The sequence below is a fragment of the Pseudomonas sp. WT-JTC genome, assembly GCF_056711565.1.
In genome coordinates, this window is sequence record NZ_CM160042.1 from 3,723,527 (window position 1) to 3,740,750 (window position 17,224).

Here is a 17,224-nt window from a genome sequence, read left to right on the forward strand (position 1 = left end):
TCAATCCAGAAATTCGGGTTTCTGTTTGCTCATATGGGCGGCCATGGCCACGCGCAGATCGGTGGATTGCAGCATGGCGGCGTTCCAGGTAGCGATGTATTCGAGGCCGTCATCGATGCGATGGTCACGCATGTAACTGATCATCTCTTTGGTACCGGTGACGGCGATCGGCGACTTTCCGGCGATTTCGCGGGCGATGCCCATGACGCCGTCAAGCAGGCTGGCGTTGTCGCTGTAGACGCGATTGACCAGGCCCATGTCCCGTGCTTCATCGGCACCAAAGGTGCGACCAGTGTAAGCCAGTTCACGCAGCATGCCGTCACCGATGATTCGCGGCAAGCGTTGCAATGTGCCGACGTCGGCGGCCATGCCGATGTCGATTTCCTTGATTGAAAACTGTGCGTCTGTGGCGGCATAACGCATGTCGCACGCGGCAATCAGGTCGATGGCGCCACCCAGGCAGTAACCCTGTATGGCCGCGAGCACCGGTTTGCGGCAGTTATCGACCGCATTGAACGACGCTTGCAGGGTGAGAATCTTGCGTCGCAACAGGCGCGCATTGCGCCCGACGTCCTTGCCCAGTTCATTGGCCACGCCGGCCAGCATCATCAGGTCGATACCCGAGGAGAAATGCTTGCCTGCCCCGCTGAGGACCACCACGCGCACTTCATCGGTTTCGTCGATCCACTGGAAAATCTCGACGATCTCGCTCCAGAACGCAGCGTTCATCGAGTTGATCTTCTCCGGGCGGTTGATCTGCACATGGGCGATTTTATCGACCAGTTCGACGTTGAACGCAGTGTACCGAGACATGCCAGTGATCCTTTTGCGGGCAAAAATGAGGCCCGAACTATAACAAGGCATCGCGACCGGCAGTAAGGCAGCGGTTCAGCCAAATGCGGGACTCACCGCACGCACCAAAACAGTGCGCAGCCGCCCGATCACCTCGCACATTTATGTGACTGCCCGGTGACTTTTTGCAGCCAAAACGCAAAAAAACATGCACTTCGTCGGGGCACCTGCACCTCGATCAGGCACGTCCGTACCGCTACAAACCGATTGTCGAACAATTTTGCCATCTGCCCTTTACCGCTCTAAGTTCTGGCCTAGACTCATTTTCTTGAGACGAAACCGGTCGGTCACAAAGTGGAAAAAAAGTCGAAACTTTTTCCAATCCCGATCGGTCCTCTGACAAGAAGGTGCGTTGCGACTGGTGCAATCCTTGCAACGGCTCATTCACCCCTTTTGCTTCGACGCATCGGGCAGCGCTTGCTCACTGATGCGTAGCGCAATTGCGCCCGGCCAGCGGAATTGGCCATGAAACACCGTTTGCCAGACCTAAGAATTAGATCAACAACACGGGAGATTCATATGATCAGTACGGCTTTGGAAATACAGGGAGAGCGTGCTCATCAGGTCGGCGATTCGAGCGCCGTAACTGCCGCAAACACCCAACCCGTCAGCGTTCCTGGCACCAGGATGCTGACCCCGGCGGCCAACCAGAATCCGAACCGTAAAAAAGTGTTGTTTGTCACCTCGGAAATTGCCGACCTGGTGAAAACCGGTGGCCTGGGCGACGTATCTGCGGCGCTGCCACGGGCCATGGCCCACCTGCACGATGTGCGGGTGTTGATCCCGGGTTACCCGCAGGTGCTGCACAGCGAGAACCCCATTCATATCATCGGTGAGCTTGGCGGGCATGCTGCGCTGCCACCGTGCAAGATCGGGCGCATGGACATGCCCGATGGTCTGGTCATTTACGTGTTGATCTGCCCCGAACTCTACGAGCGCGAAGGTTCGCCCTACGGCGCCAACAACGGCCGCGACTGGCCGGACAACCATATCCGTTTCGCCCGCCTGGGCCTGGCGGCCGCCGACATTGCCGCCAACCTCGCACAAATCCACTGGTGCCCGGACCTGGTGCACGCCCACGACTGGCCCGCGGGCCTGGCCCCGGCCTACATGCACTGGCGTGGGCAGCGTACGCCGACGCTGTTCACCATTCACAACCTGGCGTATCAAGGCGTGACCAGCCTGGGCTCGTGCCCCGAACTGGGTATTCCCCATCACGCGCTGCAACAGGAAGGCATGGAGTTCTACGGCAAGATGTCGTTCCTCAAGGCCGGCATGGCCTATTCGAGCCACATCACCACCGTCAGTGCGACCTACGCCCAGGAAATCACCACCCCGGATTTCGGCTGCGGTCTCGACGGTTTCCTCGCCGCCAAGACCCAGCAAGGCCTGCTCAGCGGGATACCCAACGGCATTGATGAAAGCTGGGATGCGGCGACTGATCCGCACCTGTTCTGCCCGTTCAGCATCGGCGACTGGGATGGCAAGGCGGTGAACGCCGCCCATGTCCGCGAGCTGTTCGGCCTGCAAGACTCCGAAGGGCCGCTGTTTGCAGTGGTTTCACGCCTGGTCTACCAGAAAGGCCTGGACCTGACCGAAGCGGTCTCCGAATACATCGTCAAATCCGGTGGCCAGATCGCGATCATCGGCCGTGGCGAGCCGGAAGAAGAACAGTCGATGCGCGAACTGGCCCTGCGCTTCCCCGGGCAGATCGGCGTGCGCATTGGCTTTAACGAAACCGATGCCCGGCGCATGTTCGCCGGCAGCGACTTCCTGCTGATGCCTTCGCGTTACGAGCCATGCGGCTTGAGCCAGATGTACGCCCAGCGCTTCGGCTCGTTGCCGGTGGCACGCAATACCGGCGGCCTGGCCGACACCATCGAAAACGGCGTGACCGGGTTCCTGTTCGATGAATCCACGGTGCAGAGCTACCAGGAAGCCCTGAGCCGCGCGTTCAAGGTGTTTGCCTTCCCCGACCTGCTGCACGCCATGCGCTGCCGGGCCATGGCTGCACCGTTCAACTGGTGCAAGGCGGTCGAACCCTACGCCGAGCTCTACGAGCAGCTTGTGGCGAAAGCGTTGGGGAAATCGAACAAACAGTAGAGGCTTGCAAGATGCCGTTACGGACCCTTGAGACCTGGCCCCACGGCGCAATCATGCTGGACGCAGAGCACACGCGATTCGCGTTGTGGGCGCCAGATGCGTTTTACGTCAGTGTCGAACTGGAAAATGGACAGTCCTTGCCGTTACTGCCCCAGGCCGACGGCTGGTTCGTGAGCAACACCCGATGCCCGGCGGGCACGCGTTACCGCTACAGCATCGATGGCGAGCTGGAGGTGCCCGACCCGGCCTCACGCGCCCAGGCCGGCGATATTGACCGATACAGCGTGGTGGTCGATCCGCTGGCCTATGCGTGGCAACACAGTACCTGGCTGGGACGACCGTGGAACGAAGCGGTGATCTACGAATTGCATGTCGGTGCGCTCGGCGGCTTCAGTGCCGTCGAGCAGCATCTGGCACGCCTGGTGGAACTGGGCGTCACCGCGATCGAACTGATGCCTATCGCGCAGTTTCCCGGTGAGCGCAATTGGGGTTATGACGGCGTCCTGCCCTACGCGCCCCAGGCTTCATACGGCTCACCCGAGCAGCTCAAGCACTTGATCGACACCGCCCATGGCCACGGCCTGGCGGTGATCCTCGACGTGGTCTACAACCACTTCGGCCCGGACGGCAATTACCTGCATCGTTATGCCAAGGGGTTTTTTCGCGAAGACAAACACACGCCGTGGGGCGCAGCCATCGACTTGCGCCGTCGCGAAGTACGGGACTTCTTCATCGAAAACGCCTTGATGTGGCTCCTGGAATACCGTTTCGACGGTTTGCGCCTGGACGCGGTACACGCCATCGAAGACCCGGATTTCCTTGAGGAACTGGCGCAACGGGTGCGCCAGCAGACGGGGGCGGCGCGGCATGTCTGGCTGATGGTCGAGAACGAACACAACCAGGCCAGCCTGCTGGAATACGGTTACGACGCACAATGGAATGACGACGGCCACAACGCCCTGCATGTGTTGTTGACCGGCGAAACCGACGCCTTTTACGCCGACTACGCACAAAACCCCACCGTACAACTGGCGCGCTGCCTGAGCGAAGGCTTCGTGTTCCAGGGCGATCTCAACCGCCATGGTGTTGCACGCGGTGAACCCAGCGGGCATTTGCCGCCCGGTGCGTTCATCCTGTTCCTGCAGAACCATGACCAGATCGGCAATCGGGCCTTCGGCGAGCGCCTGCATCAACTCGCCCATCCGCAAGCGCTGCGGGCGGCGACGGTGTTGCTGCTGTTGTCGCCGATGATTCCGCTGCTGTTCATGGGTGACGAGTTCGCCGTCGAACAACCCTTCCTGTTTTTCACCAGCCATCATGGCGAATTGGCAAAGCAGGTCCGCGAGGGCCGACGTAACGAGTTCGCCGCGTTCAGCGCGTTTGCCGACCCTCGTCAACGCGAACACATTCCGGACCCGAATGATCCGCAGACGTTTGCAGCATCCCGCCCGGTCCTGCCATCGACCGGTCATTCAGAGATGCACGACCTGTATTGCCGACTGCTGCAGATCCGCCATCGACTCATCATCCCGCGCCTGCCGGGCGCCCAGGCCCTGGGCACCGACGTGCTGGGCGATGGTGCGGTGAGTGCATCCTGGCGTTTGGGCGATGGCAGCCAACTGCGCATAGACCTGAACCTCAGCGACAAACCCGTAGGCCACACCACACACAGCGGTGCCATGTGGTTGTTCGAATACCCGCCAGAGAGCGCCGGCCTGCTGGACCACGGCACCCTTGCTCCGTATTGCGCGCTCGTCAGCCTTGCCGCCACAGCAGTCCCCTTTGCTACCCCGTATGGAGAGCGTCCATGAGTGATGCGCAACTGGAAATTCTGGCCAGCCGTGCCGGCCTCGCGGTCGACTGGATCGACGCCAATGGCCGCCCGCAAAAAGTCGCGCCTTCAGTGTTGCGCAACGTGCTGACCGGCCTGGGCCACCCGGCTGGCAGTGCCCAGGAAATCGACGCCAGCCTGCTGGAGTTACAGGCGGTACAACAAACACACCGCTTGCCGCCATTGATGACCGCCGATGAGGGGGGCGGCCTGGACCTGGCGCGCTACTTCGAGCCTCAAACCCCTTGCGAAATCCACCTCGAGGACGGTTCGCGGCTCAACCTGAAGCTGGACGCAAACTCGGTGCTGCCAGGGCTGATACCGGTCGGCTATCAACAGGTCAGCATCGACGGACAAACCTTCACCCTCGCCGTGGCTCCGGACCGTTGCTACAGCGTGGCGGATGCCGTGGATAACCCGATCCCGCGTGCCTGGGGCCTGAGCGTGCAGTTGTATGGATTGCGCCGCCCCGGCGATGGCGGGTTTGGCGACACCCAGGCGCTGGAGGACCTCGCCCGGGTCGCCGGTGAACGTGGCGCCGAGGCACTGGCGATCAGCCCGTTGCATGCGATGTTTTCCAGTGACACGCAACGCTACAGCCCGTATTCACCGTCCAGCCGCTTGTTTCTCAACAGCCTTTACTGCGCCCCCGGCACCATCCTCGGCGAACGCGCCCTGCGTACCGCCATTGATGCAACCGGACTGGCCATTGAACTCAAAGCGCTGGAAGAACGTCCGCTGATTGACTGGCCGACCGCTGCCGAAGCCAAGTATCGATTGCTGCAGGCACTGTATGAAGGCTTCGTCCAGGGTGAGCACCCGTTGCATGAAGACTTCAGCAGTTTTCGTCACGCTGGCGGCGAAGCGCTGGAGAACCACTGTCGCTTCGAAGCGATCCAGGAGGCTCGCGCAGCCCGCGGTGAACACCTCGACTGGCGGCTGTGGCCTGAACCCTGGCGCAACCCGCGCAGCACCGAAGTGGCGGCATTTGCCGAAGACAATGCCGTGCGCATCGGTTTCTTTGCTTTCTGTCAGTGGCTGATCGCTCGCTGTCTGGAGCGCGCGCAAGCCACCGCCCGCGCCAGTGGCATGAGTATCGGCCTGATCGCCGATCTGGCCGTCGGTGCCGATGGTGGCGGCAGCCAGGCCTGGAGCCGTCAGGACGAGCTGCTCGCCGCCCTGACCGTTGGTGCGCCACCGGACATTCTCAACCGCAGTGGCCAGGGCTGGGGAATTTCCGCGTTCTCCCCTGAAGGCCTGGTACGCAATGGTTTCCGTGCCTTCATCGAAATGCTGCGGGCCAATTTCGCCCATTGCGGTGGCTTGCGTATCGATCACGTCATGGGGCTGCAGCGTTTGTGGGTGATCCCCAACGGCTCGCCACCGGCCGACGGCGCTTACCTGTACTACCCGGTGGACGACCTGCTGCGTCTGTTGACCCTCGAATCCCATCGTCACCAGGCCATCGTCCTCGGCGAAGACCTCGGCACCGTGCCGGACGGCCTGCGGGAAAAACTCGTCGCCCGCTCGATGCTCGGCATGCGGGTATTGCTGTTCGAGCAGGACAACACTCACTTCAAGCCAATCCTCGACTGGCCGGACAATGCCCTGGCGACCACCAGCACCCATGACCTGCCCACCCTCAACGGCTGGTGGCATGGCCGGGACATCGACTGGAACGCCCGGCTCGGCATGGTCGATGCCAGCGGTGAAATCGAATGGCGCCAGCACCGCGAGCGCGAGCGCGAGGGCCTGCGCCGGGCGTTGAGCCAGGACCCGCAGAACTTCCGCGAAGAGTCCCACGAAACCGACCAGGTGCTCGATGCCAGCGTGCGCTTTCTCGGCCATACCCGGGCGCCGTTGGTACTGCTGCCGCTGGAAGATGCCCTTGGCGTCGAACAACAGGCCAACCTGCCGGGCACCATCGACACGCACCCGAACTGGTCGCGGCGCTTGCCCGGATACAGCGAAGCCTTGCTCGATGGGGCGGATGCCGCGCGGCGCCTGGAACTGCTCGCCTGTGCGCGACTTCAGGCGGCCGAGCGTGATCGATGACTCAAGTGCCGACCCGACCGCTGCGCGCCACCTTGCGCCTGCAATTTCATAAAGGCTTCACCTTGGAAGATGCAGTGCCACTGGTGCCGTATTTCGCCCGCCTCGGCATCAGCCATGTCTACGCCTCCCCGCTGTTGCGCGCCCGTGCCGGGTCAATGCATGGCTATGACGTGGTGGACCCGACCAGGGTCAATCCGGAACTGGGCGGCGAGGCGGCGCTGCGCTGCCTGGTCAGTGCCTTGCACGAGCAGAACATGGGTTTGATCCTCGACATCGTCTCCAACCACATGGCGGTCGGCGGCAGTGATAATCCCTGGTGGCTGGATTTGCTGGAGTGGGGACGCCTGAGCCCCTACGGCGAGTTTTTCGATATCCAGTGGCACTCTCCCGATCCGCTGATGGAGGGCCAGTTGCTCCTGCCGTTTCTGGGCAGCGATTACGGCGTCGCGTTGCAGGACGGCACCCTGCCCTTGCGATTCGATGCCTGGCACGGCACCTTCCATGTCGAGCACTACGAACACCGCTTTCCCGTTTGCCCCTGCGATTACGGCGAACTGCTCAAGACCGATGCACCACTCGATACGCAACAGGCTGAACAACTCAAATCCCTGGCCGATCGCTTCAGCACCTTGAGTTATCAGAGCGACGCCCACAGCCTGGCCATCCCGCTGAAAGCAGAACTGCGCGATCTGGTCAGCGATCCGGCCATTGCCCAGGCCATCGAGCAACACCTCAAGTACTACGACTCAGTGACCGGCGAAGGCTTCCAGCGCCTGCACAGCCTGCTGGAGCGCCAGAGCTATCGCCTTGCCAGCTGGCGCACTGCGGCCGATGACATCAACTGGCGACGCTTCTTTGATATCAATGAACTCGGTGGTCTGCGCGTCGAGCGTCCAGCCGTGTTCGAAGCCACCCATGCGAAGATCTTCCAATTGGTGGCTGAGGGGCTGATCGACGGATTGCGCATCGACCACATCGACGGCCTTGCCGACCCGCGGGGCTACTGCCGAAAGTTGCGGCGCCGGGTCGACCGTCTGTCCGCGGGCCGTCACCTGCCCATCCATGTCGAAAAGATCCTCGGCGAAGGCGAAAGCCTGCATCGCGACTGGTCAGTGGATGGCACCACCGGCTACGAATTCATGAATCAGTTGTCGCTGCTGCAACATGATCCACGGGGCGCGCAGACACTGGCCCAACTCTGGCATCGTCACAGCGAGCGGCCCACCGATTTCTCTCGGGAAGTACAGCTGGCCCGCCAGCAAATCCTCAGCGGTTCCCTGGCCGGGGATTTTGAAAGCGTCGCCCAGGCCCTGCTGCAAGTGGCCCGGGACAATCTCATGACCCGCGACCTGACCCTCGGCGCCATTCGCCGTGCCTTGCAGGCGCTGATCGTGCATTTCCCGGTGTACCGCACCTACATCGGCCCCCTCGGCCGGTCAGCCCTGGACGAGGTTTTTTTTCAGCAGGCCATGGCCGGCGCCCGTCAAACCCTGGGCGAGGCAGACTGGCCGGTGCTCGACTGCCTGGCCGGCTGGCTCGGCGGTGAGCCTTGGCGGCTACGCCTGGCCGGTCGTCAGCGCAAGCGCCTCAAGCACGCCTGCGTTCGTTTCCAGCAACTGACTTCGCCGGCCGCGGCGAAAGCAGTGGAAGACACTGCGTTCTATCGTTCGGCAGTCCTGCTCTCGCGCAATGACGTGGGGTTCAACACCGAGCAGTTGAGTGCGCCGGTTGCCGACTTCCATCAGGCCTGCATCGAGCGTCTCGACACCTTCCCGGACAATCTGCTGGCCAGCGCCACCCACGACCACAAGCGTGGCGAAGATTCACGCGCGCGGCTGGCGGTGTTGAGCGAACGCAGCAACTGGTACGCCGGGCAGATCGGCCTGTGGCGTACCCTCGCCCGGCCATTGCGCAATGACGACCAGGCGCCGTCGGCGGGCGATGAATTGATCCTGTATCAAACGATCCTTGGCAGTTGGCCGCTGGACCTCGATATCGATCATCCGCCGGCGCTCGAGGCCTACGCAAAACGCCTCTGGCAGTGGCAACGCAAGGCCCTGCGCGAAGCCAAACTGCAAAGCAGCTGGAGCGCACCCAATGACGCTTACGAGCAAGCGACCGAGGGATTCATCCAGCGCTTGTTGCTCAACCCCGAAGGCGAGCTGTTGCGTGCCGCCCTCGCCAAAGCCGCTCGATCGATTGCCATCCCCGGGGCGCTCAACGGTTTGGCGCAAACCTTGCTGCGCATGACAGTGCCCGGCGTACCGGACCTTTATCAGGGCAACGATTTCTGGGACTTCAGCCTGGTCGATCCGGACAACCGTCGACCGGTGGATTACACCCGTCGCCAGCAAGCGATGCAGTCATCGATTGAGCCAACTGATCTGCTGGCGAACTGGCGTGACGGGCGCATCAAGCAGGCCTTGATTGCGCGCACCCTGGGCCTGCGGGCCGAGCATGCCGAGCTGTTTCGGCGAGGCACCTACCAGGCCCTGGAAGTAGTGGGCAGCGAGGCCCATCGAGTACTGGGCTTTGTCCGTGAAAGGGAGGGAAAACGCGCCATCGTGATTGTGCCGATACGCTGTGCCGAACTGCTGGAAAACAGTGCCGAACCACAGGTCCACGCGCCGCTGTGGGGCGACACCCGGGTCAAATTGCCGTTCGCCGTCCCTGACGAACATCTGAAGGGACTTTTTTCCGGCATCACAGTCACAGAACACAGGGAGCTGCTGATCAGCGCCGCGCTGGGGGATTTCCCGGTCAATCTCATTATTCAAACTACCCGCACTTGAGTTCAGTTAAGGAGCATTGCAATGAGTACCGACGAAAAACGCATCCGCGAATTCGCTTATCAGATCTGGGAATCCGAAGGAAAACCCGAAGGTCAGGAAGCCCGCCACTGGGAGATGGCGCGCAAGCTGGCAGAAGCCGAAGCCCTGGCCCCAAGCAAATCACCGAAGGTCGCCGCCAGCAAAGCCGCGCCGAAGAAAACCGGCGACGGCAAGCTCACCACCGACAAGACACTCAACGGCAAGACCGCCGTGCCGAAAACCAAAGCCAAACCGGCGGCGGCTTCAAAAGTGATCCCGCCGGGAGAAAAGGCCGTCGAGAAAAAGCCCCGGGCGCCGCGAAAACCGCCGGCGGTCTGATCAGGCCCAAAACATACCTGTGGGAGCGGGCTTGCTCGCGAATGCGGTCTGGCATTCAACATTTGTGTTGTCTGACACGCCGCTTTCGCGAGCAAGCCCGCTCCCACAGGATGCAGTGCTGATCCAGCGAGTTTTTTTTGTACCCAGGAGCATTCATGACCAGTCCGAAGAAAGCCGCCGCGCCAGCCCCTCGTGCCGAAGCCACACGAATCCGCGAAGGGCTGCCCTTCCCGCTGGGTGCCACCTGGGACGGACTGGGCGTCAACTTCGCGCTGTTTTCCGCCCATGCCACCCGGGTTGAGCTGTGCCTGTTCGACGACACCGGCGAGGTGGAACTCGAACGCATCGAACTGCCCGAATACACCGACGAGATCTATCACGGCTACTTGCCCGACGCTCATCCCGGGCTGATTTATGGCTACCGCGTGTACGGTCCGTACGACCCGGCCAACGGCCATCGCTTCAACCCCAACAAACTGCTGATCGACCCCTACGCCAAACAACTGGTCGGCAAGCTGAAATGGTCCGAAGCGCTGTTCGGCTACACCATTGGTCACCCCGACGCCGACCTCAGTTTCGATGAACGGGACAGCGCGCCCTTCGTGCCCAAATGCAAGGTCATCGACCCCGCGCACACCTGGGGCCACGACCACCGCGTCAGCGTGCCGTGGGACAAGACGATCATTTATGAAACCCATGTGCGCGGCTTCACCATGCGTCATCCCTCGGTTCCCGAAAACGTGCGCGGGACGTTTGCCGGGTTAATGGTCGATGACGTGATGGAGCACATCCGCAAGCTCGGCGTGTCGTCCGTGGAGCTGCTGCCGATCCACGCGTTCGTCAACGACCAGCATTTGCTGCACAAGGGCATGACCAATTATTGGGGCTACAACAGCATTGCGTTCTTTGCCCCCGACCCGCGTTACCTGGCCAGCGGCAAGATTGCCGAATTCAAGGAAATGGTCGCTCACCTGCACGAAGCCAACCTCGAGGTGATCCTCGACGTGGTCTACAACCACACCGCCGAGGGCAACGAACAAGGCCCGACCCTGTCCATGCGCGGCATCGACAACGCGTCCTACTACCGCCTGAAGCCGGATGACAAACGCTTCTATATCAACGATTCCGGCACCGGCAACACCCTGGACCTGAGCCATCCGTGCGTGCTGCAAATGGTCACCGACTCATTGCGCTACTGGGCTTCGGAAATGCATGTGGACGGTTTCCGCTTTGACCTGGCGACCATCCTCGGGCGTTATCACGACGGTTTCGATGAGCGCCACAGTTTCCTGGTGGCCTGCCGCCAGGACCCGGTATTGCGCCAGGTCAAACTGATCGCCGAACCGTGGGACTGCGGTCCCGGCGGTTATCAGGTCGGCAATTTCCCGCCTGGCTGGGTCGAGTGGAACGACAAGTTCCGCGACACCGTGCGCGCCTTCTGGAAAGGCGACGACGGGCAACTGGCGGACTTTGCCAGCCGCCTGACCGCTTCGGGCGAAATGTTCAATCAGCGCGGCCGCCGCCCCTACTCGTCAGTGAACTTCGTCACCGCCCATGACGGCTTCACCCTCAATGACCTGGTGTCGTACAACGACAAGCACAACGAAGCCAACGACGAAAACAATCAGGACGGCAGCAACAACAACCTGTCGTGGAACCACGGCGTCGAAGGCCCCACTGACGACCCCGAGATCAATGCGCTGCGCCATCGGCAGATGCGCAATTTCTTCGCCACCCTGCTGCTGGCCCAGGGCACGCCGATGCTGGTGGCTGGCGACGAGTTCGCCCGCACCCAGGACGGCAACAACAATGCGTACTGCCAGGACAGCGAGATCGGCTGGGTCAACTGGGATCTCAGCGAAGACGGCAAGACCCTGCTCAAGTTCGTCAAACGCCTGATCAAGTTGCGCCTGACGTACCCGATCCTGCGCCGTGGACGTTTTCTGGTGGGTAATTACAACGAGGACATCGGCGTCAAGGACGTGACCTGGCTGGCGCCGGACGGTAAGGAAATGAGCACCGAGCATTGGCACGACGCGCACAATCGATGCCTGGGCATGCTGCTCGATGGTCGCGCCCAGGAAACCGGCATTCGCCGCAAAGGCGCCGACGCGACGTTGATGCTGGTGGTCAACGCGCATCACGACATCGTCAATTTCCGACTGCCGGAAGTGCCCGACGGTGGTTTCTGGACATGCATGATCGACACCAACCAGCCGTCGATCCGCGGCCAGGAGCGCTTCGAGTTTGGCCACGAGTACTCGATCACCGGCCGCTCGTTGCTGTTGTTCGAGTTACAGCATGAAGATGAAGAGTAGCGACGAGGTTCGGGAATTCACGGCGCCACTGCCGTAGAGCGGAAAAATAATATTGGTCAGGTTCGCGATGCGACGAATAGCGTTACATGAGTAATACTCGATGCGCGGCAATCCAGGGTTTGGCTTGGCGCACATTGTTATCAACGAGCCCTCACGGGTCTGCCGGGCCTGGATCGCGCACGACTGAAGGCGAAGCAGAACAAGGACGTAATGCCCATGAAATCCGTTTCCGTCAGTGAAACCAGCCTGCCAGCACAGATCTGGAACAGTGCCCCGCAACTGGACAGCATTCCGGTCATCAGCCCCCAATCCCTGGTACCCACTGGCGCACGCGCAGTGCTCATTGCCCCCCACCCCGGCGATGAAGTCGTGACTTGCGGCGGCCTGCTGCAATTGCTCAGCAACCTGGGCCACCCACTGCAACTGATCTCGATCACCGACGGCAGCGCCAGCCATCCGGGCTCTGTGCAGTGGTCGGAAAAACGCCTCAGCGTATTCCGTCCCCAGGAAAGCGTCGAAGCCATACGCCGACTCGGATTGCCGATGCACAGCCTGAAGTGGATACGGGGCGGGTTTACCGACAACGCCCTGGTGGAACACGAAGAACAGATCACCCGATTCATCACGCGTTACCTGCGCCCCGGCGATGTGGTGTTCAGCACCTGGCGCGAGGACGGCAACGCCGACCACGACACTGTTGGTCGCGCCAGCGCCCGGGCGGCGGCCAGCGCAGGGGCAACCTATAACGACATACCGCTCTGGGCCTGGCACTGGCCGGCACGGGACCGGGAGCTGATCCCCTGGCATCGTGCACGCAAGGTGCGCCTCGATACCTGGACCATCGCCCGCAAGAGCCACGCCATCCACGCCTATGCCAGCCAACTCGACGGCGAACCGGCCATCGGCCTTGCGCCATTGCTGCCCCGCACGCTGCTGGAGCGTATCCGTTTGTCTTATGAAATCGTGCTGGTTTGAAAGTGCAGCCCATCAGACTGAACTGCCTGCTGGCGCATCAGTCGCATACATAAGCAGCCCTGAATCAGTGGAGTGCATGTGGCCAGTCATTCAAAACGCCAGGAAGCCGAATCAATGCCATTGAACACGCCTGCGGCGATTCATCGACTTCGCGTGCTGACGGTCAACACCCACAAGGGTTTTACCGCACTCAACCGGCGCTTCATCCTCCCCGAGTTGCGTGAAGCGGTGCGCAGTACGTCGGCAGACCTGGTGTTCCTGCAAGAGGTCGTCGGCGAGCACGACCGCCACTCCTCTCGCTACAACGACTGGCCGCAAACCTCGCAATATGAATTCCTTGCCGACAGCATGTGGAGCGACTTCGCCTATGGGCGCAACGCCGTCTACCCCGACGGTCATCATGGCAACGCCCTGCTGTCGAAGTACCCGATCCGCGAGTACCGAAACCTGGATGTTTCCATTACCGGCCCGGAACGTCGCGGCTTGCTGCACTGCGTGCTGGACGTGCCGGGGCATAGCGAAGTCCATGCCATCTGCGTGCACCTCAGCCTGCTGGAAAGCCATCGTCAGTTGCAATTGCAGTTGCTCTGTCAGCTCCTTGAGTCCCTGCCCGGGCAGGCGCCGGTAATCATTGCCGGTGACTTCAACGACTGGCAGATGCAAGGCAATGCCGCCCTGGTCCGCCGCGATGATTTGCACGAAGCTTTCGAACGCCACCTTGGTCGTCCGGCCAAAACCTACCCCGCGCGGTTTCCCCTGTTGCGCCTCGATCGCGTCTACCTGCGCAATGCCAGCAGCCATGAGCCGAAAATACTCGGGAACAAGCCATGGACGCACCTTTCCGACCATTTGCCGTTGGCGGTGGAAGTGCACCTCTGAATCGCGGCCAATCCGCGCGAAGTAGCGAAAAATCGTCCCCCACCTGTTATTTCTGACAGTAGCCACGTTGAATCAATGACTGCTACGTTGGTGATGCTCCGCAGGATGTCTGCAGGGGCTTGCACCACATACGTAGCGTCTTGGTTGCTGAAGGTATACACGGGTCGCTGTTTTTCCCGATGCTGTCTTGCAACTCGCGCTGCCGAGTACGTCATTTTCCTGGCCACTCATGACGGCCCAGGGAACGGAAGTTGATCCCATCGCGGAGGCAACATGGAGTTTTCGACAGACCTGTCCAGGTACCGTCATGGTGCGTGCCTGTTTTCGATCTGGTTGTGTGCGAACTGGTCCCAGCCCGCCCACGCAGCCTGCACACTCATCCCCACCGCCGGCAACGACAACTTTGTCTGCGACAGCGCTACCAGCGGCCCGCTGAGCGATTTGGCAGGCAATAACACCCTGACCTTCCCCGCCGATGGCAGCGGCAGGATCAACGGCAACGTGACCTTCGGCGCCGGCGCCGACACTGTGGACATGGCTTCCGGCATCGTGGCCGGCACCGTGGATCAGGGCGACGGGGCGGACAGCTTTACGATCAGCGCCGGGCAAGTCACCGGGGCGGTCAGCCAGGGCAATGGCATCGATCACTTCGTCATGTCGGGCGGGACCATTCAGTCCCTGGCCCAAGGGGATGGTCGCGATACCTTCCTGATGACCGCCGGCACCATCGTCGGAGCCTTCGAAGATGGCGACGTCGCCAAAATGACCGGCGGCACCATTGGCCGCGTCGACATGAAACTCGATAACAATATTTTCGATATGTCCGCCGGGCAGATCCTCGGCAATCTGGTGACGGGTTTAGGCACCGACACCATCATCGTTTCCGGTGGCCGAATCGGCGGCAATATCAGTGTCAGCAACGGCAACGACAGCATCACGGTCACGGGCGGGGAAATCGTTGGCGAAATCCGCACCGGCAACGGCGATGACACCCTAGTCTGGGACGGCGGCGGGATCATCCGCTCGCCAATCCTCCTGCAGGCGGGCGACGACCGCGCCGCCTTGCGCAATCTGACCGAAAGCACCCTCGCGCTGACCCCGGGCACCGATGGCGGTATCGGCAATGACCTGCTGACCTTCGATCACACCACCTCATCGGGCGCCGCCCGGTACATCAACTGGGAAACCGTCAACCTGGGCAATGGCTCGCGCTTCGACCTGGATGGCAACTTTCAACTGGGGGACACCACCACCGGCACGGGCGTATTCAATATCGACGGCAGCAGTACGCTGACCTCGGTGCAAGGCAGCATTACGCCATTGACCGCAGGCCGGCTCGCAACCTTGAACAACAGCGGGGTCATCGATCTCGCCAGTGGTAACTCACGCACCAATGACACCCTGACTGTTGAGGGTAATTACGCGGGTAATGGCGGTCAGTTGCATTTGCAAAGCACGGTGGGCGATGACAGCTCCCCCAGTGACAAACTGGTCGTGAACAATGGGACGCTGACCGGCAATACCCTGATTACGGTCAGCAACATCGGTGGCACAGGCGCACTGACGCAGCAGAACGGCATCCAGTTGGTCCAGGCCCAAGGCACGGCGGTCAGCGACAACACCGCATTTGCCCTCAAAGCCCCGGTCTCGGTCGGTGCCTTCGATTACCGCCTGTTCAAAGGCGGTATTACACCGGGCAGCGAAAACAGTTGGTACTTGCGCTCCTCGGTTGTGGCGCCGCCATTGGTCTCCGTCGCCAACCCGGATCCCGCCTTGCCGCCGACGCTGGCGCCTTTGGTGGCAGTACCGGTGGCCGCCCCGGTTGTTAAGGTTTCCGGGGTTCCCGGAGTTCCGGGGGGTGAAGGGGTTGTCACAGTCGAAACCCCGGTGTTACCCGCCGCTGTCCCGGGCGCGGCACCGATCCCGCTGTACCGCGAGGCGGTTCCCACCTGGTCGGTGGTGCCTCCCGCTGCCGCACAATTGAGCCTGACGGCGCTGGGCACGTTCCATGATCGTCAAGGCGACCAGCGCCTGCTGACAGAAACCGGGGCCTTGGGCGCTGGTTGGGGCCGGGTCTACGGCAAGAATCTCGAGCAGACCTGGGCCGGCACCGTCACGCCAAGACTGGACGGCTCGCTCAATGGCTTCCAGGTCGGCAATGACCTGTTCAGTTCACAACTGGCGAGTGGACAGACCCAGCGCAGTGGTTTCTTTGTCGGCCACAGCCGCCTGCAAGGTGATGTCGACGGTTTCAACGAGGGCTTCGAAGGCAAACGCTCCGGCAAGGTGGAATTGCAAGGCGACAGTCTTGGCGTTTACTGGACCCTGACCGATCCTGCCGGCGCCTATCTCGATACCGTGGCCATGTACACCTGGCTCAACGGTGACAACCACTCGCAAAGCGGCCTGAAGATCGACAATGACGGTCACGTCACGACCTTATCGGCAGAGGTCGGATACCCGATCGCGGTGGCTGCTGGCTGGGTGATCGAACCCCAGGCCCAGGCGATTTACCAGAAGGTCAGACTCGACAGTCAGGACGACGGCATCTCCCATGTCTCGTTCGATTCCGACAGCGCCTGGACCGGCCGCGTCGGCGCTCGACTCAAAGGTCGCTACGAAGTCGGCGGCAGGCCGCTTGAGCCGTATCTGCGGGCCAATATCTGGCACACCTTTACCGGTACCGATACCGTCACCTTTGACCATGTCGATCAGGTCGAATCCCAACAACGAACCTCGTCCGCCGACCTCGGTATCGGGATGGTGCTGAGCGTCGCGACATCCGTCAGTGTGTATGCCGGCGTCGACTACAGCAGCAATATCGACAGCACCCAGCAACGGGGAACATTCGGTAACGTGGGGGTGCGGGTGAAGTGGTGAGGATCAACAACCACTCTATCCCGGTTTTTTTTTGACGATCCGACGAACAAACAAGAACTTAGAGACACGTCATAAATCAGGCACTTAAACCATTACCACTTATCGGCCATCCTCTTGACGCGACCGTTTCGCTCTTCTTGACTTCACTTTACTACCCCCGGATATGCCATCAGGACCCGCCT

Annotated in this window: 10 protein-coding genes; 9 read left to right on the top strand and 1 reads right to left on the bottom strand. The window is 61.4% G+C overall.

Annotation, left to right across the window (positions count from 1 at the left end):
• Positions 1–813 (bottom strand): crotonase/enoyl-CoA hydratase family protein, encoded by an 813-nt coding sequence (locus AC06G5_RS17000; protein ID WP_413424051.1) that lies wholly within the window; start codon positions 811–813, stop codon positions 1–3.
• Between the two features lie 558 nt (positions 814–1,371).
• On the opposite strand from AC06G5_RS17000, the gene glgA reads away from it, so the two are divergent.
• The 9 genes from glgA (at position 1,372) to AC06G5_RS17045 (ending at position 17,042) form a co-directional block, all read left to right on the top strand.
• On the top strand, positions 1,372–2,955 hold the full coding sequence (gene glgA / locus AC06G5_RS17005; protein ID WP_413704665.1) for a glycogen synthase GlgA: 1,584 nt from the start codon (positions 1,372–1,374) through the stop codon (positions 2,953–2,955).
• Positions 2,956–2,966: 11 nt separating this feature from the next.
• Positions 2,967–4,766 (top strand): malto-oligosyltrehalose trehalohydrolase, encoded by a 1,800-nt coding sequence (gene treZ, locus AC06G5_RS17010; protein WP_480457684.1) that lies wholly within the window; start codon positions 2,967–2,969, stop codon positions 4,764–4,766.
• Positions 4,763–6,841 (top strand): 4-alpha-glucanotransferase, encoded by a 2,079-nt coding sequence (malQ, locus tag AC06G5_RS17015; RefSeq protein WP_480457686.1) that lies wholly within the window; start codon positions 4,763–4,765, stop codon positions 6,839–6,841. The genes treZ and malQ overlap by 4 nt, the downstream gene beginning before the upstream one ends.
• On the top strand, positions 6,838–9,633 hold the full coding sequence (locus AC06G5_RS17020; protein WP_480457688.1) for a malto-oligosyltrehalose synthase: 2,796 nt from the start codon (positions 6,838–6,840) through the stop codon (positions 9,631–9,633). The genes malQ and AC06G5_RS17020 overlap by 4 nt, the downstream gene beginning before the upstream one ends.
• 21 nt (positions 9,634–9,654) lie before the next feature.
• Positions 9,655–9,990, top strand: coding sequence for a DUF2934 domain-containing protein (locus AC06G5_RS17025; protein ID WP_413424061.1), 336 nt, complete (start codon positions 9,655–9,657; stop codon positions 9,988–9,990).
• Between the two features lie 155 nt (positions 9,991–10,145).
• Complete coding sequence (gene glgX / locus AC06G5_RS17030; RefSeq protein ID WP_413704661.1) at positions 10,146–12,308, top strand: glycogen debranching protein GlgX; 2,163 nt, start codon at positions 10,146–10,148, stop codon at positions 12,306–12,308.
• A gap of 216 nt (positions 12,309–12,524) precedes the next feature.
• Positions 12,525–13,283, top strand: coding sequence for a PIG-L deacetylase family protein (locus tag AC06G5_RS17035; protein ID WP_413424065.1), 759 nt, complete (start codon positions 12,525–12,527; stop codon positions 13,281–13,283).
• 114 nt (positions 13,284–13,397) lie between these two features.
• Positions 13,398–14,162 carry an endonuclease/exonuclease/phosphatase family protein gene (locus AC06G5_RS17040; RefSeq protein WP_480457691.1) on the top strand — a complete coding sequence of 255 codons (765 nt, stop codon included), beginning with the start codon at positions 13,398–13,400 and terminating at the stop codon, positions 14,160–14,162.
• Positions 14,163–14,435: 273 nt separating this feature from the next.
• Positions 14,436–17,042 (top strand): autotransporter family protein, encoded by a 2,607-nt coding sequence (locus AC06G5_RS17045; protein ID WP_413424068.1) that lies wholly within the window; start codon positions 14,436–14,438, stop codon positions 17,040–17,042.
• The last annotated feature ends 182 nt before the right edge of the window (positions 17,043–17,224 follow it).

What these genes read in the sequence shown, in the direction of transcription:
- malQ (WP_480457686.1), top strand. Translation starts at nt 4,763, where the DNA reads ATGAGTGATGCGCAACTGGAAATTCTGGCCAGCCGTGCCGGCCTCGCG.
- AC06G5_RS17000 (WP_413424051.1), bottom strand. Translation starts at nt 813, where the DNA reads ATGTCTCGGTACACTGCGTTCAACGTCGAACTGGTCGATAAAATCGCC.
- glgA (WP_413704665.1), top strand. Translation starts at nt 1,372, where the DNA reads ATGATCAGTACGGCTTTGGAAATACAGGGAGAGCGTGCTCATCAGGTC.
- AC06G5_RS17025 (WP_413424061.1), top strand. Translation starts at nt 9,655, where the DNA reads ATGAGTACCGACGAAAAACGCATCCGCGAATTCGCTTATCAGATCTGG.
- AC06G5_RS17035 (WP_413424065.1), top strand. Translation starts at nt 12,525, where the DNA reads ATGAAATCCGTTTCCGTCAGTGAAACCAGCCTGCCAGCACAGATCTGG.
- AC06G5_RS17040 (WP_480457691.1), top strand. Translation starts at nt 13,398, where the DNA reads ATGCCATTGAACACGCCTGCGGCGATTCATCGACTTCGCGTGCTGACG.
- treZ (WP_480457684.1), top strand. Translation starts at nt 2,967, where the DNA reads ATGCCGTTACGGACCCTTGAGACCTGGCCCCACGGCGCAATCATGCTG.
- AC06G5_RS17020 (WP_480457688.1), top strand. Translation starts at nt 6,838, where the DNA reads ATGACTCAAGTGCCGACCCGACCGCTGCGCGCCACCTTGCGCCTGCAA.
- glgX (WP_413704661.1), top strand. Translation starts at nt 10,146, where the DNA reads ATGACCAGTCCGAAGAAAGCCGCCGCGCCAGCCCCTCGTGCCGAAGCC.
- AC06G5_RS17045 (WP_413424068.1), top strand. Translation starts at nt 14,436, where the DNA reads ATGGAGTTTTCGACAGACCTGTCCAGGTACCGTCATGGTGCGTGCCTG.